This window comes from Bacillus sp. EKM501B, from assembly GCF_011800505.1.
In the GTDB taxonomy this organism is placed as follows: domain Bacteria; phylum Bacillota; class Bacilli; order Bacillales; family Bacillaceae_G; genus Bacillus_A; species Bacillus_A cereus.
In genome coordinates, this window is the sequence record NZ_JAALFZ010000001.1 from 282,452 (window position 1) to 301,813 (window position 19,362).

A 19,362-nucleotide genomic window follows, 5' to 3' on the forward strand; every position below is an offset into this window, starting at 1 on the left:
CATGCAAAGGGGGAGAATTTCGTGTCGACTATAGAGGACGTGGCGAAATTAGCAGGGTTATCAAGGACAACGGTTTCTAGGGTGATTAATAATCATCCATATGTTTCAGATGAGAAGAAAAAAAGGGTTCAATTAGCAATGAAGCATTTAGGCTTCGTTCCTAATTCTGCGGCGAGAAGGCTTCGTAAACAAAAAACGGAAACAATTGCGGTGCTAGTTCCAAGGATTACAAATCCTTTCTTCAGTAGATTTATTGAGGCAATCGAGATTGCTGCTTCTGAACATAAATATAAACTGATTATTTGTCAAACAAGATATTTACCGGAAAAAGAGATGGAGTATTTACAATTATTATCTACGAAACAAGTAGATGGGATTATTCTATGTTCACTAGAAAATCCGTGGGAAGATGTAGAGCCATACTTACAGCACGGTCCAATCGTGTTGTGTAATGAATATATTGAGGAAGCAAATATTCCAACAGTGAAGTTTGATCATGCGCAAGGAGCATACATAGCTGCGAAGCATGTGTTAGATCAAGGATATCGTAATCTTATTTTTTGCCGTGGTAACGAAACCAAAGTCGTTAGCCAGCAGCGAAAAATGGGCTTTTTACGTGCAATAACTGAGAAGAGCCGCCAAGTAGAAGCGATTGACTTTCTTGAAAACGCTTTCTCTTGGGAAGATGGAAAACGAATATTCCATGAAGTATTAAAGGACAAAAAAAATCCTACCGCGATTTTGGCAGGAGGCGATGAGGTAGCAGCTGGAATTATCTCAGAGGCGAAACGCCATAACTGGAGCATTCCAGATGATCTCGCTGTTATCGGTTTTGATAATCAAATATTATCGCAGATTACAGAACCAGGTATTACGACAATTGAACAGCCAATTGATGAAATGGCCCGAAAAGTTGTCGACCTGATGATGGATAAAATCCATACGAAAAATTATCGAAAAAAAGAATTGTATGAGTTTGAACTGGAGCTCTTGGTGAAAGGTTCAACGATGAAGGATAAGATGTTATTAGCCTAGTAGACTATGTCTGCTAGGTTTTTTTATGTTCACAAACTACTATTCTTCGTGAACGCAATCGTCACATTTGTTATGGTATGCTTCGTGTTGCTCATCAATTTCTTTCCCGCAGTGCGCACAAGTTTTCGTCGGTAAATTTCTGAAAAACTCCATTGGTTGATCGATCATGTCAATCCCTCCATTTCCATTTCTTACTATCATTGTATTAGTACAAAAAATAAAAGTCAACAACTGTTTTATAACAAAATTGAAAATTAATGAAAAAGTTTAGGAAATGGATTATAGTTAACAATGTAGGATGTAAGTAAAACATGCATTTCTACTCGGTTTTAGAAAGGATGGATACATATGAAAATGACTGTTGTCGGCTTTTGGGGCGGCTTTCCAGAAGCGGGAGAAGCAACGTCGGGGTATTTGTTTGAACACGATGGTTTTCGTTTACTTGTAGACTGTGGTAGTGGTGTACTAGCACAGCTTCAAAAATATATAACACCATCTCATATAGATGCAGTTGTACTGTCACACTATCATCATGATCATGTTGCGGATATCGGGGTATTGCAATATGCGAGATTAATTATGAGCGGGGCGAAGGGGCAACTACCGGAATTACCAATATACGGCCATACCTTTGACGAGAATGGATTCCATTCTTTAACGCATGAACCACATACGAAAGGAATCGCGTACAATCCAGAAGAAACACTTCAAGTTGGACCATTCTCGATTTCGTTCTTAAAAACTGTTCATCCTGTTACATGCTTTGCGATGCGTATTGCAGCTGGAGATGATGCTGTAGTATACAGCGCTGATTCAAGTTATATTCCTGAATTCATTCCATTCACGAAAGATGCTGATCTTTTCATTTGTGAGTGTAATATGTATGCACATCAAGAGGCTGCAAAAGCAGGGCATATGAATAGTACAGAAGTAGCAAGTATTGCAAAAGATGCGAATGTAAAAGAACTTTTATTAACGCACTTACCGCATACAGGCAACCCATCTGATTTAGTAACAGAAGCAAAACAAATTTTCAGTGGCCATATTACGTTAGCGCATAGTGGTTACGTATGGAACTCATGAGGTGATACGATGTTATTTATTGATAATAAAGGGATTACAGATCCTAGAATAAACTTAGCGATTGAAGAATATTGTGTGAAGAATTTAGATATTAACGAAACATATTTACTGTTTTACATTAATGAGCCTTCGATTATCATTGGTAAAAACCAAAACACAGTAGAAGAAATTAATGCAGATTACGTAAAAGAAAAAGGTATTCATGTCGTTCGTCGTCTATCAGGCGGAGGCGCAGTATATCATGATTTAGGAAACTTAAACTTCAGTTTTATTACAAAAGATGATGGAGACAGTTTCAGCAACTTCAAAAAATTTACTGAGCCTGTAACGAAAGCGCTTAGTAAATTAGGTGTAAATGCAGAACTAAGTGGTCGTAACGACATTTTAGCTGAAGGTAGAAAAATTTCAGGTAACGCGCAGTTCTCAACGAAAGGTCGTATGTTCAGTCACGGTACGTTACTATTTGATTCTGAAATCGATCACGTCGTATCGGCATTAAAAGTAAAAATGGATAAGATTCAATCAAAAGGTATTAAATCAATCCGTAGCCGCGTTGCGAACATTACAGAGTTTCTAAACGAAGAAATGACGACAGAAGAGTTTAGACAACTTCTTCTAGAAACAATTTTCGAAGGAGAAACAGAAATCCCAACGTATGAATTAACAGAAGAGGATTGGAAAGAGATCCATAAACTTTCTGAAGAACGTTACCAAAATTGGGATTGGAACTACGGAAAATCACCGAAGTTCAACTTACAACATTCACACCGCTTCCCAGTTGGACAAGTTGACGTTCGTCTTGAAGTGAAAAAAGGAACAGTAACAGAATGTAAAGTTTACGGCGACTTCTTCGGTTCACTAGATGTTCATGATATCGAAGAGCGTCTAACAGGTGTTCAGTTCGATAAAGATGCATTCACTGCAGCTTTAGAAGGCGTAGATATCGCACGCTACTTCGGTAACATTACAACAGAAGATTTCTTACATTTATTCTTCTAAAAATGAGGGAGGCTGCCATCACGGGCAGCCTCTTTCTTTTTGCGTAGATTGTCAGGTTTTGTCGGTAAGTCGATATAACTGAAAAATCGCTGATATAAATTGAGTTGCGCTGATATATTTGGAAAATCGCCGATATAAATTGAGTTGCGCTGATATAACTGAAAAATCGCTCATATAATTTCATTTACCACAAAACATAAAATCACAGGACATTTGCCCCTCGTAAAGGAATATATATATTCAAAAGGAGGCGAATCGAAATGAAAAGGGTAATGTACGTTGTATTATTACTCAGCTTCGTCGTCGGAATGACAGCGTGTAGCAGTGGATCGCCCTCAAGTCGTACAATTTTGTCTATCGGAAAACCAGCGGAGGATAATGTTATATATTTTACGCATACAGATAACAAACGAAAGATACATGATATACAAGACATGTTTCAAAATAAGAAGTGGAAAAGAAATGAAACATTCAGCACTGTTAATAAAACACCAGATGTCGTCTTATCAATAGATGAAGACAATACAGGGTTACCGGCATTATATGTTACCGTTTATTTTCATGAAGATGGAGCGGATGCTCTTAACTTGCACGGGGAGCATACGACATTAAATAAAGAAGAACTTGATAAACTTAGAGAAAAGATGAGTGCATATTATCCTAAAATGATTTTTGGTCTAGTGTTATAACTTACTTGTAAATAAAATCCCCTTATTTTTCCAAAGTAAACTAAGAGAAGGTGATCTGTCTATATGCAGTTAATAGAATATCACTTGCCACTTTAATTTTCTTTTAATATAATTAATTTAGAATTTTTAAATATTCTAAATTTTATAAAGGTGGGGTTTTTGTGAATCTCGTTCAATCTTTGGCTGAAACGGCAAAAAAGAAGGGGGATAAACCGGCTTATATATTTATGGATCAGTCGGTCTCATATGACCAATTAAACAAAATGGTCACAAGGTTTTCTAGCAATTTAGCAGAAATGGGCATTGGAAAAGGGGACAATGTCGCATTAGTTGTTGGGAACTCACCACATTTTTTGGTCGGTTTATACGGAACAATGAAAGCCGGAGCAACTGTTATTCCAGTTAATCCAATTTATACAGCAGACGAAATGCATTATATTTTACAAAATGGAGATGTAAAAACAATCATCGTACTCGACGTCCTTCTACCTGTTATACAATCTCTTACAACAAGACTTCCTTCATTAGAAAACATCATCATATGTGAAACCTCATCAGATTTTAACCATACAGAAACCGAAAAAATGAAAACGTTTACTAGTTTTGTGGGGACTGGAGATACAACTTACGAAGGTCCTGAACTAGATGAAGAAGATGTAGCGGTTATTCTATACACATCGGGCACAACTGGAAAACCGAAAGGCGCTATGTTAACACATAAAAATTTATATAGTAATGCGAACGATGTGGCGTCGTATTTACAATATACGGCTGATGACCGCGTTGTTGCGGCACTGCCTATGTTCCATGTATTCTGTTTAACAGTTGCGGTAAATGCACCGATTGTGAACGGGGCAACGATTTTAATGTTACCGAAATTTAGTCCGAAAGAAGTATTCCGTATTTGTCGCACGTACGAACCAACGATCTTTGCTGGCGTACCGACGATGTACAATTATTTATATTTATTTGAAGAAGCAAGCGCAGAAGATGTGAAGACGCTTCGCCTTTGTATTTCCGGTGGCGCATCGATGCCTGTTGCTCTTCTGCAAAACTTTGAAAAACGTTTTAACGTTATTGTTTCAGAAGGATACGGTTTATCAGAAGCATCACCAGTTACTTGTTTCAATCCGCTAGATCGTCCTCGGAAACCAGGATCAATTGGCACAAATATTTGGCATGTAGAAAATAAAATTGTAAATGAACTTGGGGAAGAAGTACCTGTCGGCGCAGTCGGTGAATTAATTGTTCGCGGACCTAACGTTATGAAAGGATACTATAATGCACCAGAAGATACAGCTGCGACATTGAAAGACGGCTGGCTATATACAGGTGACTTGGCGAAAATGGATGAAGAAGGTTACATCTATATCGTGGATCGTAAAAAAGATATCGTCTTAGTTGGCGGTTATAACGTATACCCTCGTGAAGTAGAAGAAGTATTATATACGCACGAATCAGTAGCGGAAGTTGTCGTAATCGGTGTTCCTGATGAAAACTTAGGAGAAGCTGTGCGAGCGTACGTCGTTTTGAAGCAAGCAAACGTAACAGAAGAAGAACTAATGCATTACTGTAGGTTACATTTAGCGAAATATAAAGTGCCGAAAAGCATTGAGTTTTTAATAGAATTGCCGAAGAATACGACGGGTAAGTTGTTAAGAAGAGCATTGAGAGAGAAAGCGATGCAAGTGTAAAAATGAGGCAACCATCTTTGGAGGTGGTTGCCTCATTTTTTTTGTATTGATTAAGCGGTGGTGCCATATATTTAAACCTGTATATGACCAACAAGGAGGGGACATACGTAGAACAGAAGAAATTAACGCTTACGTCGGGTGCAATATCTTATTTGTTAAATTATGGATGAACTCTGAAAGTGATAAGAACGGTAATTTTAATCAAAATGGAGTAGTGGACTGTGAATCAATGGCTACGGTGTTAGTAAATGCATATAAATTAGAATGGAATGAAAATAGTAAGTTACCAAAAGAATTTGCTGATTTGAAAAATCATTGGGCTCAACGTATGCCAATATTTTAGTTTAATAAGAAAATTCAAATTCCAAGTTGACACATGTGAATTACAGAATTAAAATGAAAAGAAATCGAATAGAATACATTAGAAGCTAATCAGATAAACTGAAGGCGCACAATGTTCACATTTGTGAATATATTGTGTGCCTTTTTCTATTGTATAAACTAAGGGGGCTTAACGATGAAAAAGTGGGGTAAGACAGCGTTTATGAAAAGTACAGGTGTTTTATTATCAGCAGTTGTACTTTTATCAGGGTGTGGTTCGGCAACATCCACTAGTAATTCTGAAGGAAGTGGAGATAAAAAAACAGTTGAGCTTTTAAATGTTTCTTATGATCCAACGAGGGAGTTATATCAAGATTTCAATAAAGATTTTGCGAAGTATTGGAAAGAGAAGCACGGGCAAACAGTAAATGTAAAACAATCACACGGGGGATCTGGAAGTCAAGCGCGCTCTGTTATTGATGGCTTAGAAGCAGACGTTGTTACACTAGCACTTGCTTATGATATTGATGCGATTAGTAAGAAAAAACAATTAGCAGAAGATTGGCAGAAGCGACTTGCGAATAATTCCACTCCATACACGTCAACAATTGTATTTCTTGTTCGAAAAGGAAACCCGAAAGGTATTAAAGACTGGGATGATTTAACGAAAAAAGGTGTGTCTGTCATTACACCAAACCCAAAAACATCAGGCGGGGCACGTTGGAACTATTTAGCGGCGTGGGGATACGCACTGAAAAAATATAATAATAGTGAAGATAAGGCGAAAGAGTTTGTTAGCCAAATTTATAAAAACGTAGAAGTATTAGATTCAGGAGCGCGCGGAGCAACGACAACATTTGTTGAAAAAGGAATTGGTGACGTATTAATCGCATGGGAAAATGAAGCGTTATTATCCCAAAAAGAGCTTGGAAAAGATAAATTTGAAATTGTAACCCCTTCTATTAGTGTACTTGCAGAACCACCAGTAGCGGTTGTAGATAAAGTCGTTGATAAAAAAGGAACGAAAAAAGTAGCAGAAGGGTATCTTGAATATTTGTACTCAGAAAAAGGACAGGAAATTGCGGCAAAAAACTTTTATCGTCCACGTAATGAAAAAGTAGCAGAAAAATATACATCTCAATTTCCGAAAGTTCAATTATTTACAGTAGATGAACTATTTGGTGGCTGGAAAAAAGCGCAGGAGAAACACTTTAATGACGGCGGCGTATTCGATAAAATTTATCAAAAATAATGCGTACTGCTAAAGGGGGATGAGGTGAAAGAGGATGAGGAAGAAACGTGTTTTACCAGGGTTTGGATTATCGCTTGGATTTACAATGTTGTACATGAGTTTATTCGTACTTATACCACTTTCTATCGTATTTATTCAAACTTCACAGTTAGGTTGGAAGAAGTTCGCTGGGGTTATAACGAACGAGCGTGTGTTGCATTCCTATCAAGTTAGTTTTACAACTTCATTTGCAGCTGCTATTGTAAATGCCATTTTCGGTTTATTAATAGCATGGGTGCTCGTACGCTACAAATTTCCAGGAAAAAGACTATTAGATGGACTCATTGATTTACCGTTTGCACTTCCGACAGCTGTAGCTGGTATTACACTTACAACGCTTTATGCGGAAAATGGATGGATTGGGAAAATATTTAGTCTGTTTCATATAAAAGTAGCTTTTACACCACTCGGAATTATCGTTGCGCTTACTTTTATCGGTTTACCATTTGTCGTTCGAATGGTGCAACCAGTGCTGCAAAATATTGATAAAGAAGTAGAAGAGGCAGCTTCGAGTTTAGGTGCATCCCGCTTACAAATATTTGTGAAAATCATTTTACCAGAAATCTTTCCCGCTCTTCTTGCCGGTTTTTCACTCGCATTTGCAAGAGCATTAGGAGAATACGGATCTGTCGTTTTCATCGCAGGTAATATGCCGATGAAAACAGAAATTGCACCACTGATGATTATGACGAAACTAGAACAATATGATTACGCGGGGGCAACAGCTGTAGCGACCGTGATGCTTATTATTTCCCTCCTTTTCCTTCTTCTTATTAATATGATTCAAAGCTGGAGTAGAAGGCATGAACTAAAAAGTGAATAGGAGGAGAGAAAATGGAACCAACATTATTAGAAAAGAACATAGTAAAAAGCGTATCAGCTAAAAAAGAATCTAAGCTTGTACCAGGCGTATTAATTACGATTACAGTTTTATTTTTATCTCTCTTTCTATTACTGCCACTCATAACTATTTTTCTAAAAGCCTTTGAAAGAGGGATGGATGTATACATTGCCGCTATTACAGATCAAGAAGCATTTTCAGCAATTAGATTAACGCTTCTCGTTGCGTTAATCGTTGTGCCGCTTAATACGATATTTGGGGTAGCGGCCGCGTGGCTTATTACAAAGTTTCAGTTTAAAGGAAAACAAGTATTACTCTCTCTTATTGAACTGCCGTTTGCTGTGTCACCAGTTATCGCAGGATTAGTATTCGTTTTACTTTTCACACCGAGGGGTGCTCTTGGCGAATGGTTACTTGAACATGGAGTGAAAATCATTTTCTCTGTACCAGGCATTATTATCGCAACAATCTTTGTAACCTTCCCGTTCGTTGCACGTGAATTAATTCCGGTTATGCAGGCGCAAGGGAAAAGTGAAGAAGAGGCAGCTTTATCACTTGGCGCAAGTGGCTGGAAAATGTTTTGGCGCGTTACGCTTCCAAATATAAAATGGGGTCTTTTATACGGCATGATTCTATGTAATGCCCGTGCTATCGGTGAGTTTGGAGCCGTTTCTGTCGTATCAGGTCACGTGCGTGGCATTACGAACACGATGCCGCTCCATATTGAAATTTTGTACAATGAATATCAATTTTCAGCAGCATTTGCAGTAGCGACGTTAATGTCATTAATTGCAGTGTTTACACTCGTTATAAAAAACTGGATTGAATGGCGAATGGAAAAACGACAATAAGGGGGATTACGGTGAGTATTCAAATTCAAGGTGTATCAAAGCAATATGGTACATTTCAAGCACTAACAGACATTCATTTGGATATTCCAAAAGGTGAACTTGTTGCCTTATTAGGCCCGTCAGGTTCTGGGAAAACGACGTTATTACGCATTATTGCAGGATTAGAAGAAGCGGATGGAGGCTCTGTTTCATTTGATGGAGAAGATTTAACAGACATTCACGTGAAAAACAGGCAAGTCGGTTTCGTCTTTCAGCACTATGCGCTCTTTAAGCATATGAATGTATTTGAGAATGTCGCTTTCGGTTTAAAAGTAAGAAAGAAAAGCTTAAGACCGTCAGCAGAAGCGATAGAAGAAAAGGTAACAGAATTATTAAAGCTCGTAAAAATGGATGGCTTTGCTAAACGTTATCCAGCGCAATTATCTGGTGGACAACGTCAACGTATTGCACTAGCCCGGGCACTTGCAGTCGAACCGAAAATTTTATTACTCGATGAACCGTTCGGTGCACTTGATGCAAAGGTGAGAAAAGAATTACGCAGATGGCTCCGAAAATTACATGACGAATTTCAAATTACGAGCGTATTCGTAACACATGATCAAGAAGAAGCGTTAGACGTTGCAGACCGCATCGTTGTAATGAATGAAGGTTGCATTGAACAAATGGGAACACCGGAAGAAGTATATGAAAACCCAGCAAGTCCGTTTGTATATGACTTTTTAGGAAATGTAAATTTATTTCACGGCCGCGTTCATAAAGGAAAGCTAAATGTAGGATCGGTCGAACTAGAAGCACCAGAGCATAAGCACGTTTCCAACGTAGACGGAATAGCCTACGTAAGGCCGCATGACTTATCAATCTCTCGTACGAAACAAAGCATAGATGCAATCCCCGCAAAAGTATCTTATTCTCACGCAGTCGGACCTGTCGTATATGTAGAATTAAAACGAGACGAAACAGATGAATATTTAGAAGCAGAAATTACGAAAGAACAGTTCAAACAGCTGAACATTCAAGCGGGTGATTTCGTATACGTACAGCCGAAAGAAGTGAAAGTGTTTATTCCGGAGGATTTTGTAATTTAAATAAAAACCGAACCACCATCTAAATGGAGGTTCGGTTTTCTTTATTTTTTCTCTACTAATTTCTTATTCTTCCAATCTAGTGTGAACAATTTATTAAATGTTTTTTGATCAACGTCTTTTACGTTGTTTCCAACCCAGTTTGCAGTTCCGAATGTGTAGCCTGGACGAAGTTGGTAATCGTCGGCGTGTTTTGTATAAGCGACTTGTAAGTTAGATTGATCTGTATTTTTTTCAGAGATAACAACAGCGATCATACCAGGAGAGAAACCGCTATTTGTTAGCGCTGGAAGTTGATCCATCGGTATTAAATTACCTTTTGCATCAGATTCATATAGGTATGTGCGAGAGTACATGAAAAGTTGGTTTCCATATAAAGAATGATAGGAGTCACGTGTGTAAATACCCCAGTTTTGATTGTTATATCCGTTAAAGAATACGTTCCACTTTACGTTTTTGTTTGTTTGGTCAATTAAATTTGTTTTATAACTAGTTTGTTTATAGCTTACAGAGTCAGACCAAGTGACTTGACCAGTTGCACCAGCTTCACCGCTAGGGCCATTAGGCGTTACAGAAGCTTTAACAGAGCCACCAAGTTGATAAGATACGCTAGATGTTACAGTCGTTTCTTCTACAGCATTTGTAGGTGCTACGTTAAAGAAACGAGCGCTGTTATCTTGAAGGTTAAATGCAACATCATATTGTGAAGGATAACGTAATGTTGCACTAGCGCCAGGGATTGGGTAGTTATCAATAGGTGCATCACTTATAGTAGGATTTGCTTTTAGAAAACTACCAGTTGTATTAATAACGGCAATCTGTTTATCAGCGCTTGGGTCATCGATAAAAGTTACCTTTAAAGACATTGTCATATTATCAGCTTGATCATTATTAAATGTATTATAGCTCGTATGTGTTTTTGCGTTTTGTCCGATATCTGTTACAACTTGCGATGTTGTTTGAGCATAAGCAGCAGGTGTTGAAAGAGTTACAGCGCTACTAGCAAAAACAGCGGATAATGCTAAACATTTTAAGTATGTTTTAGAACGTTTCATACAATCACTTCCTTTTATCTTTGTCGATATATGTCGTATTACATTTATATCGTAACATGAAAATAAAACGGAATGGATGGTTATGCATAATTGCATAGATGAGTTTTGAAGGATAAAGATAATAGAATTTCATCCAACACTTAAGACTCAAAAATGTCCATTACAGCCGTTCTTAAAAATTTTAAGACAATATGTTTATCAATGTTCTTATTCTGAAGATTGAAGTGCTTAATATTTACGTTATAAGTGCATAACAAGTTATAATAAAAGAAATCAATAAGGAGGCTGGCTGTGAAGAATCTTCGTTATCTCAATATATTTACGATATTAATTATATACACACTACTTATGTTTTACATTGGCTGGAACGGCTGGGTTTGGCTTCATGCGGTATTTGGTTGGGAATCTTGGGGATATTATGCTTTTATAGTTGCATTTATTTCATATGCGTACATTCTCGTGCAAGTGTTTAAGTTTTTGCCATTTCTGCGAACGATAGGTTCGATTTGGTTTGCGGTTATACAATATGCGCTTATGCTGTTGCCATTAGCTAATATTATGGTCTTTCTTTTACAGTTTTCAGTAGAGAAAGAAGCGGCAATTATTTGGACAGGAACGGCCGTGTTACTTGCGTTTATCTTTATTTTTGCATACGGAGTATTCAACGCATATAGCCCAGTAGTTAGAAAGTACGAGGTGCACATACCGAAAAAAGTAGAGGGACGTAAAAGTTTACGCATTGCGATGGCTTCTGATATGCATTTCGGTAAACTGTCTGGCGTTTCGCATTTAAAAAGACTTGTTCGTCATGTAAATGAGATGGAGCCCGATATTATTTTGCTACCAGGTGATATTATCGATGATCATCCAGGTGTGTTCATTCAAAAGAATATGGGACCAATCATGAAACAAATGAAAGCACCATTAGGCGTATATGGTGTTTTAGGGAACCATGAATACTACGGTAGAGCGGTTCCAGAGTTTTTACAAGAGATGGATAAGATTGATATTCGTATTCTTTTAGATGAAGTAATTACAATTGAAGATGACTTTTATCTCGTTGGAAGAAGAGATAAAACAGAGCGAGATCGTCAAAGCTTTGAACAATTAATGAGTACGGTAGATAAATCGATGCCTGTTATCGCAATGGATCACCAGCCATTTGAGTTGAAACAAGCAGCAGCGGCAGGTGTAGATTTATTATTATCCGGTCATACGCACCGCGGACAAATGGCGCCCAATCATATTGTAACGAGAAGAATGTACGAGCTAGACTGGGGATACGCACAAAAAGGCGCGTTCCACGCAATTGTTTCTTCTGGATTTGGGTTTTGGGGACCACCGCTTAGACTTGGTAGTAGGTCGGAGATTGTGCAGGTAGAAGTTACATTTGAATAGGGGTTATGAAATAGAGAGCTGATGGCTCTCTATTTTTTTTTATAAAAACAAATAACAATAAATATTTATGTTGGTGCTAATTTCATAAAAGAGATAAGATTATAAGACTCGATTAAAATAAAGGGGGATTGTAAGTGATCATATCAGATGTACTATACGGAGAATTTGAAGTGGATCAAGTAGTAGAAGAATTAATTTCAAGTAAGTCTATGCAAAGGCTAAAAGGTATTCATCAAAATGGCGCAAGTTACTTAATGAACGAGAAATGGAATGTAACGCGCTTTGATCATTCAGTTGGTGTTATGTTATTAGTTAAAAAATTAGGTGGTTCAGTAAAAGAACAGATTGCTAGTTTACTGCATGACGTATCGCATACTGCTTTTTCCCATGTGATTGATTACGTTTTTGATAATGAAGATGAAAGTTATCATGAAGAGATATTTAGTTCTGTTGTGAAAAACTCAGAAATTCCAGCGATTCTTGCGAAGTATGGTTATAACTATGAAGATATTTTGTTAGATGATTCGAAATGGACGTTACTCGAAAGGTCAGCACCAGAATTATGCGCAGACAGAGTGGATTATACATTACGAGATATGTATACATATGGGTATGTTTCTTTAGAAGAAGTTCACAGTTTTTTAGAAGATGTCATCGCTGTAGATGGGAAAATGGTTGTTCAAAGTGTCGAAATGGCAGAATGGTTTACAGAAACGTATTACAAGGAAGTAATCGATTTCTTTATGGAACCAATGAATATTTACGGAAATGATATGTTAGCGAAAACGTTAAAGGTAGCTCTTCATAAAAGGATTATTCATGCAGATGATTTTCTTCTTGAAGATGAGGAGCTTATTTCGAAATTGCAACAATGTAATGACCCCGAAGTAGAAGCTTTATTAAGCAAAGTTCATCGAAATGTAAAAGTAAAAGAAGATAGAAACGATTATGATTTACATCAGAAAAATAAAGTGCGTCTTATTGATCCGCCGTTACTTCGTGAAGGAAAAATCGTTCAGTCGTCTGTTGTGTCAGAAAACATAAGACAGATGAGTGATATTGCTTATGAAAAAGCGGTGAGAGGGATGTATGTGAAATTGATTTCGGAATAAAAAAGAAGTAGCGCATCTTTTTTAGAGCGCTACTTCTTTTTTATTAATGATCAAACCAATTCCAAATCTCAATATCTCCAAGAGTCGCATAACGTACGTGCGGGGAGTTTTGTAATTTTAATAACTCTTTCGATGGGCCAGTAATAACAATTCCGTATACTTTTACACCGTTATCCTTTACATATTGATAACGTTTATCTAAGTTTAGTTCTTTCTCAGAAAGCGCTGCTATTTTGCTTACTGTTTTTTTATGGATAGAAAGGACGCGCATCATTTCGGTTACTTTGTCTTCTTGCGTTTTCTGCCCGTCAGTTTCATTATCGAGGAATCTTACATGTTCTGGAAATCCTATAGCTTCTCCGCCATGTAGGATATAGTCATCTACATTTTTTCTTTCTTGTCCTGTATCTAAAGCGTACCATACAGGAGTTGGAGGGAGTTTTTGTGCCTCGAATATGCTATATAAAAGCGGTTCTAATTCTTTTAAAGTGTAAGCTTTATCAAAAGAAATTGCTACTTCTGCAACGGTTCCATCATGTACTTTTGCAAGTGTATCCCATACTTTTTTTGATGAATCCTTTAAATAATCACCCTGCTCTGTTTTTGGATGAACAAAGAAGAGTTTTGGTTGATAGAACGGATTCATCCAAGTTTGCTTCGTGATATCTACAGATGATAAGAAGCTTTTTGTTTCTATTGTACCGAGGGGCATTTCTTTTTTACCGACGGTTCTTACTAAATCAAATTGACTATTCGTACGGAAAAAAGCTTCTACACTTGTTCCGCCTCCCATAACGCGGCTATTTGGAATAGTTGCTTCAAGTGCCAGAGAAGGAACCTCTCTAATTTCTTTTAGCCTTTTATCATTATTAGCTTGAAAATAAAAGGCTGATAATACCCCGCCGATTATATAGATAACGATGCAAATTGATAATATAAAACCAAACGTTTGTAAACGATGTTTCCACTTAATTCTCCAAAAAGGAATTTTAAGATCTTTTGGAGGTAACTTTTTCTTAATTGGTTCTGTTTTTGTTAACAGCTCATCTAAGTAAGCTTCACACTCTTCACATGACTCAATATGACTTTCTAACAGTTCTTGTTCATCATGCGTGAGCGTTCCATTTTCATACTTCTTCCATAGTTTTTTAAATTCTGCACAGCCCATCTGTATCACTCCTTTATGCTTTTTATTTCTTTTCGTCCCCTGTGTAATTCAATTTTCACTTTCGCTAATGAGAGACCAGTCATTTCTGCTATTTCCTTATAGGAGAATCCATAGTAATCTCGTAGTAGCAGGGCATTTCGTCTTTCGAGCGGAAGAATGGATACACTTTCTAACCAACTAGCAATCTCAAATTTTACGAAATATGCATGTTCTGTACTTGGAACGTTTGGTAAATGGAATTCTGCAACTTCTGTTTTTTTATATTTCTTTTCTTTACGATACCAATCGATAAAGGCATTGTAGGCAATTGTAAATAACCACGGCCTAATTTCTTCTCCTTTATAATAGTCAATATGGACGAGCATTCGGTAAAAGGTTTCTTGCATGAGATCTTCCGCATAGTGGGAATCTCCGGTTAGGGAGAGAAGATAGCGAAATAAATCTTGCATATGCTCGGAGTAAATGTCTTCTAATGATTGTTTGCGTTTCACTACATTTCCCTCCCTTCATACATAACAACGAAATACATATAAAAAAGTTACAATTTTTTATGGAATTATAGTAAAAAACGTCAAGAATTGGATAGGATTCTCTTTTATCATAATACATATAAGGCGGGTGAACAGAGATGGAAAGCTATGAAACACAAATTCAAAGGTCAATTGATTATATTGAGGAAGATGTAATGGAAAAACAGACGCTGCGTAATTTAGCACGTATTGCAGGTTTTTCTGAGTCGCATTTTCATCGTGTATTTCAGGCATTAGTAGGTGATACAGTAATGGAGTATGTTCGAAAGCGGAGGTTAGCCCGGGCAGCTTATCAACTTTCTCATACGGATGAAAAAGTTATTGATATCGCATTTGAGCATGGCTTTCAATCTCACGAAACGTTCACGAGAGCCTTTAAGAAATTATTTCAAATGACACCGAGTGAATATCGAAAACAAGAAATTGAAACACCGATGTATTACAGCGTGAATGTAAAGCAAAGAAAATTAAATCCGTATTTAGGAGGCATACAAATGGAATATCGTATTGTAAATAAACCAGAATTTTTAATGGCAGGTTATGAACTGAAGACGACAAGTAAAGAGGGGAAGAACCATCAAGACATCCCAGCATTTTGGCAAGAATATTTACAAAAAGATCTTGGAACAACGATTCCGAATCGTAAAGATACGAGCCAATGGGTAGAGCTTGGATTATGTACTGATTTTAATTTAGAAACAGGGGACTTCACTTATATTATTGGAATGGAAGTTACAGACTTTGAAAATGTACCAAATGAAATTGCAAAGCGTACTTTCCCTGCAGCGACATATGCTGTATTTACAACGCCGAAAGTTCCTCATGAAGAAATGGTATCGTCTATTCACCAAACGTGGAATGCAGTATTCTCAGAATGGTTCCCGCATTCAGGGTATGAACATTGCGGAGTTACAGAGTTTGAACTGTACGATGAGCGTTGCCACGAAGATAAGAGTGAGTTTGCACAAGTAGAGCTTTGGATACCGGTGAAGAAAAAATAATAGGGTAAGAGCGAATCATTGGGAGATGGTTCGCTTTTTCATAAAAGGAGAAATGGGAAAATGTTCAAAAAACTAGAATGTGTATCTATACATACGAAAGATATAGAAAAATCAGTTTCTTTCTATAAAGAAATGGGAATGAAGCAAAACTGGATGATAGAAAGAGAACTAGAAGAAGGAGCTATTTGGACGTTAATAGGATTGAAATTTCCAGATGAGAAAAGTTCGGAGTTAGTAATAAGCAATCATCCGGATATTAATTTTACGGAAGTCGAAGTATTAGTAGAAGATGTACAACAAACGTATGAGAGTTTAAAAGATAATAAAGATGTAAAGTGGATTCGCGAACCATTTCCAACAGAATCAGGACATGTTGCAGTAATGGAAGCACCTGATGAGAATGTGTTTGTGTTAGTAGGGAAATAGCTGAAATATGGAGTGACCTTTCATAGTGAGTTATGAAGGGTTATTTTTACTTTGTATAGTAGTAGAGGAAGTAGGTTAGTATTGTCGATTTTTGTCGGTAAGTCGATATATCTAGAAAATCGCTGATATATTTTGAATTGCGCCGATATATTTCGGAAATCGCTGATATAATTCGAGTTGCGCTGATATATTCAAAAAATCGCTGATATAATTTCATATACCGCTAAAACACCCCAAAAAAACGATCTGCATAATTTCAATTACCGCAAAACTCTCCCAGAAAAGAAAAAAAGACGCCACATAGCGTCTTTCCTACGAACGAAACGGAAACACAAGAATAATCGTCGTTCCTTTTCCGAGTGCACTATCAACGGAAATTGTCCCGTTATGAGCATGAACGAGCTGTTTTGTAATGGCTAGGCCAAGTCCAGTTCCGATGTTGCTTTCTTCTGTGTTTGTTCCGCGGTAATATCGTTCAAATAGAAGTTCTTTCGTTTTTTCATCCATTCCTTTTCCGTCATCTGAAATGGAGAGTGTAAAGGAATTAGCGTTTTGTGATAATTTTACGATGACAGTAGTTGTTTCGTTATTATGTTTTACCGCGTTTACTAGTAAGTTTTCGATAATACGCTGGAACCATTTTTCTTCAATGAAATATTGAATTTTATTTGAGCTCGGTACGAATTCAATATTTTGATTTTGAAGTGTTGGATTATTAATAAATTGCAATAATACTTTTTGGACGAACTGATTGATTTCAACGTTTACGTGTTGGGCAGGAAGGCTGTTATTTTTTAATTGATACGTTAAGCTTAAATCATCAATTAATGTCGTCATATATTGAGATTTCTCTTTCATAACACTACCAAATTGCTGAATATCACGATCAGTCCAGTTATATTGATTCGATTCGAGTAATAATGCGTAGCCATATATAGAGCTAAGTGGTGTTTTTAAGTCGTGTGTTAGACCGGTAATCCATTCTTCTCGTGTTTGCTGGAGGACTTGCCTCATCGCATCATTTTTTTTGAGTGTAATAGAAAGGTGTTCTAGTGAACTTGTTACATCTCTAAACAAACGGAATGACCATTTTTCTTTACCAGATCGCCGGAACCTGACAGGTTTTCCTTTTTTACTAATAGGTTCTTCATACTTTCCACCAGCGATATTTTTTAGCCAGCGCATCGCATGTAATAACGGTTTTCCGAATTTATTACCGTACCAAATAGAAAGAATGACTAAATAAACAAATACGATAAGAAGGATTAATCCGCATCCGATGAGAAACTTCTTAGTAAATACATCTTCAATTTCGTCATCTGGATAGTAGTGCTCATTTTTTGCAGTTACAACGAGAAGGTTGCCACTATTTGCATCGTAAAAGCTAGACGTGTTTTCTTTATGATTCCACGGTTCTTTTTCATTAAGGGCAATTTGTATTGCTGAAAATGTTTTTTTCTTTCCAGTTGGATAGGAAAAAACCTCTTCGCCATTTTGATTAAATATTTGAAGTGTTGCTTTTTCTTTAGATAGTAACTGTTTTTCTTGGTCTGTTAATGCGAACGAATCCATCGTTAAAGAGGAATGCTCCTTTTGAATTGCTGTCAGTAACGCATTGCTTTTTAACATACCACCATAAATAACAAGTGCTTTCTTTTCTTCTAATTCAATTTCCCAATATGTAAATTTATAATTGCTTTCGATATGATGTTGTATATATGCGACTAAAGATGTCTTCGTATAAGCATCCGGAACATCATTTGGTGTATTAAAGTGGTAGAGGATCTTTCCGTTTTCATCTACAACTTGGAGCCAATCATTTTTCTCCTTTATTAAATCTTGCACTTCAGATTGTAACGAAATATGCCCATCCTCTGAAGAGATGTATCTTGAAATTGTAAAACTATCAGAATCCGGAATGTTAGGTTCGTATAAAGTACTAGTAAGAAGAAAAATTAAATAAGTAAAAGCAGCAACTACAGCGATAAGTAATGTAACTAAAACAAAAACGTGTTGCATGATAAATTGAATAATAAGTCGTTTATTAAAATTCATATCGTCACCCTACTTTGTAACGAACTTATAACCAAGCCCGCGAACGGTTTTTATATATTCTGGTTTACTTGGATCATGTTCAATTTTTTCACGTAGTTTTCGAATGTGGACCATAACAGTGTTGTCATCGCCATTATAGGCAGGTGCTCCCCAAACTTTTTCGTATATTTCCTCTTTCGAAAATACGTAGTTCGGATTCTCGCAAAAGAAGAGTAGTAGTTGAAAGAGTTGAGCGGAGCATTCGACAATGTGCCCATCTACTGTTAGTTCTGCAGAGTGCTGATCAATTTCAAATCTTCCAAATGAAATCGAGTGTGATTTTTGTTCGTGTGGTACGGTTTGTTTCATATGTCTCCGAAGCTGTGCTTTCATACGTGCTACTACTTCTAATGGATTAAATGGTTTCGTAATATAATCATCTGCACCGTATGAAAATCCGGATATTTTATCTAAATCAGATGCTTTTGCTGATAGGAAGAAAATTGGACAATCTGTTTGTTGGCGAATGATTGGACAAATATCAAAACCAGATTGTCCAGGAAGCATTACATCTAAAATAATTAAATCGTAATTGTTTTGCTTAGTTAGAGATAAAGCCATTTCAGCTGATGTTGCAGTTGTAATATGAGAAAAGCCTTCTTTTTCAAGAATGGTAGTTAGTAATTGTAAAATTGCTGTTTCATCATCAACGAGTAAAATATTTGCTTGGTACATAAATATCCCTCCTAATT

General features: G+C 36.9%; 20 protein-coding genes and 1 pseudogene. 14 read left to right on the forward strand and 7 right to left on the reverse strand.

Annotated features, from left to right (window positions below):
- Window positions 1-21 precede the first annotated feature (21 nt).
- Window positions 22-1,035: a LacI family DNA-binding transcriptional regulator gene (locus HFD78_RS01485; RefSeq protein WP_000103715.1), complete on the forward strand. Its 1,014-nt coding sequence runs from the start codon at window positions 22-24 to the stop codon at window positions 1,033-1,035.
- A gap of 39 nt (window positions 1,036-1,074) precedes the next feature.
- Here the strand turns inward: HFD78_RS01485 and yhfH are convergent, their stop codons facing one another.
- On the reverse strand, window positions 1,075-1,203 hold the full coding sequence (gene yhfH, locus HFD78_RS01490) for a protein YhfH (protein WP_000567010.1): 129 nt from the start codon (window positions 1,201-1,203) through the stop codon (window positions 1,075-1,077).
- Window positions 1,204-1,383: 180 nt separating this feature from the next.
- Here yhfH and HFD78_RS01495 point away from each other — a divergent pair, with 180 nt between their 5' ends.
- From HFD78_RS01495 to HFD78_RS01535, 9 genes are all read left to right on the forward strand, one after another.
- Window positions 1,384-2,118, forward strand: coding sequence for an MBL fold metallo-hydrolase (locus HFD78_RS01495; RefSeq protein ID WP_000784678.1), 735 nt, complete (start codon window positions 1,384-1,386; stop codon window positions 2,116-2,118).
- Window positions 2,119-2,127: 9 nt separating this feature from the next.
- The gene (gene lplA / locus HFD78_RS01500; RefSeq protein ID WP_000897282.1) at window positions 2,128-3,117 is read left to right on the forward strand and encodes a lipoate--protein ligase; all 990 of its coding nucleotides are present in this window, start codon (window positions 2,128-2,130) and stop codon (window positions 3,115-3,117) included.
- Window positions 3,118-3,377: 260 nt separating this feature from the next.
- The gene (locus tag HFD78_RS01505; protein ID WP_000832640.1) at window positions 3,378-3,806 is read left to right on the forward strand and encodes a hypothetical protein; all 429 of its coding nucleotides are present in this window, start codon (window positions 3,378-3,380) and stop codon (window positions 3,804-3,806) included.
- A 161-nt stretch (window positions 3,807-3,967) separates the two neighbouring features.
- Complete coding sequence (locus HFD78_RS01510) at window positions 3,968-5,500, forward strand: fatty acid--CoA ligase family protein (protein ID WP_191968050.1); 1,533 nt, start codon at window positions 3,968-3,970, stop codon at window positions 5,498-5,500.
- Window positions 5,501-5,666: 166 nt separating this feature from the next.
- Window positions 5,667-5,843, forward strand: coding sequence for a hypothetical protein (locus HFD78_RS01515; RefSeq protein ID WP_001999272.1), 177 nt, complete (start codon window positions 5,667-5,669; stop codon window positions 5,841-5,843).
- 174 nt (window positions 5,844-6,017) lie between these two features.
- Window positions 6,018-7,073: a sulfate ABC transporter substrate-binding protein gene (locus HFD78_RS01520; RefSeq protein ID WP_000758703.1), complete on the forward strand. Its 1,056-nt coding sequence runs from the start codon at window positions 6,018-6,020 to the stop codon at window positions 7,071-7,073.
- 34 nt (window positions 7,074-7,107) lie between these two features.
- Window positions 7,108-7,935 (forward strand): sulfate ABC transporter permease subunit CysT, encoded by an 828-nt coding sequence (cysT, locus tag HFD78_RS01525; RefSeq protein ID WP_001227879.1) that lies wholly within the window; start codon window positions 7,108-7,110, stop codon window positions 7,933-7,935.
- A gap of 11 nt (window positions 7,936-7,946) precedes the next feature.
- Window positions 7,947-8,804 carry a sulfate ABC transporter permease subunit CysW gene (gene cysW / locus HFD78_RS01530; RefSeq protein WP_191968051.1) on the forward strand — a complete coding sequence of 286 codons (858 nt, stop codon included), beginning with the start codon at window positions 7,947-7,949 and terminating at the stop codon, window positions 8,802-8,804.
- Between the two features lie 11 nt (window positions 8,805-8,815).
- Complete coding sequence (locus HFD78_RS01535; protein ID WP_048565023.1) at window positions 8,816-9,889, forward strand: sulfate/molybdate ABC transporter ATP-binding protein; 1,074 nt, start codon at window positions 8,816-8,818, stop codon at window positions 9,887-9,889.
- 41 nt (window positions 9,890-9,930) lie between these two features.
- Here HFD78_RS01535 and cytK2 read toward each other — a convergent pair whose 3' ends face one another.
- A complete protein-coding gene (gene cytK2, locus HFD78_RS01540; RefSeq protein WP_000830629.1) occupies window positions 9,931-10,941 on the reverse strand; it encodes a beta-channel forming cytolysin CytK2 in 1,011 nt (336 codons plus the stop codon).
- Window positions 10,942-11,084: 143 nt separating this feature from the next.
- Window positions 11,085-11,198 (reverse strand): annotated as a pseudogene (locus HFD78_RS29910) (TetR family transcriptional regulator); the annotation flags it as partial.
- A gap of 34 nt (window positions 11,199-11,232) precedes the next feature.
- Between HFD78_RS29910 and HFD78_RS01550 the strand changes: the two are divergent.
- Both HFD78_RS01550 and HFD78_RS01555 read left to right on the forward strand, forming a co-directional pair.
- Window positions 11,233-12,339, forward strand: coding sequence for a metallophosphoesterase (locus HFD78_RS01550; protein ID WP_000793739.1), 1,107 nt, complete (start codon window positions 11,233-11,235; stop codon window positions 12,337-12,339).
- Window positions 12,340-12,473: 134 nt separating this feature from the next.
- The gene (locus HFD78_RS01555) at window positions 12,474-13,451 is read left to right on the forward strand and encodes an HD domain-containing protein (protein WP_000587072.1); all 978 of its coding nucleotides are present in this window, start codon (window positions 12,474-12,476) and stop codon (window positions 13,449-13,451) included.
- Window positions 13,452-13,494: 43 nt separating this feature from the next.
- Here the strand turns inward: HFD78_RS01555 and HFD78_RS01560 are convergent, their stop codons facing one another.
- Both HFD78_RS01560 and HFD78_RS01565 read right to left on the reverse strand, forming a co-directional pair.
- Entirely contained in the window at window positions 13,495-14,619 is a 1,125-nt protein-coding gene (locus HFD78_RS01560; RefSeq protein WP_000501656.1) for an anti-sigma factor, read from the reverse strand.
- A gap of 5 nt (window positions 14,620-14,624) precedes the next feature.
- Window positions 14,625-15,110 carry an RNA polymerase sigma factor gene (locus HFD78_RS01565; protein ID WP_191968052.1) on the reverse strand — a complete coding sequence of 162 codons (486 nt, stop codon included), beginning with the start codon at window positions 15,108-15,110 and terminating at the stop codon, window positions 14,625-14,627.
- Between the two features lie 137 nt (window positions 15,111-15,247).
- Here HFD78_RS01565 and HFD78_RS01570 point away from each other — a divergent pair, with 137 nt between their 5' ends.
- The gene (locus HFD78_RS01570) at window positions 15,248-16,150 is read left to right on the forward strand and encodes an AraC family transcriptional regulator (RefSeq protein WP_000446843.1); all 903 of its coding nucleotides are present in this window, start codon (window positions 15,248-15,250) and stop codon (window positions 16,148-16,150) included.
- Between the two features lie 60 nt (window positions 16,151-16,210).
- Window positions 16,211-16,576 (forward strand): VOC family protein, encoded by a 366-nt coding sequence (locus HFD78_RS01575; RefSeq protein WP_000473637.1) that lies wholly within the window; start codon window positions 16,211-16,213, stop codon window positions 16,574-16,576.
- 312 nt (window positions 16,577-16,888) lie between these two features.
- Here the strand turns inward: HFD78_RS01575 and HFD78_RS01580 are convergent, their stop codons facing one another.
- Window positions 16,889-18,631, reverse strand: coding sequence for a sensor histidine kinase (locus tag HFD78_RS01580; protein WP_001010440.1), 1,743 nt, complete (start codon window positions 18,629-18,631; stop codon window positions 16,889-16,891).
- A gap of 9 nt (window positions 18,632-18,640) precedes the next feature.
- A complete protein-coding gene (locus HFD78_RS01585) occupies window positions 18,641-19,345 on the reverse strand; it encodes a response regulator transcription factor (protein WP_000283871.1) in 705 nt (234 codons plus the stop codon).
- Between the last annotated feature and the right edge of the window lie 17 nt (window positions 19,346-19,362).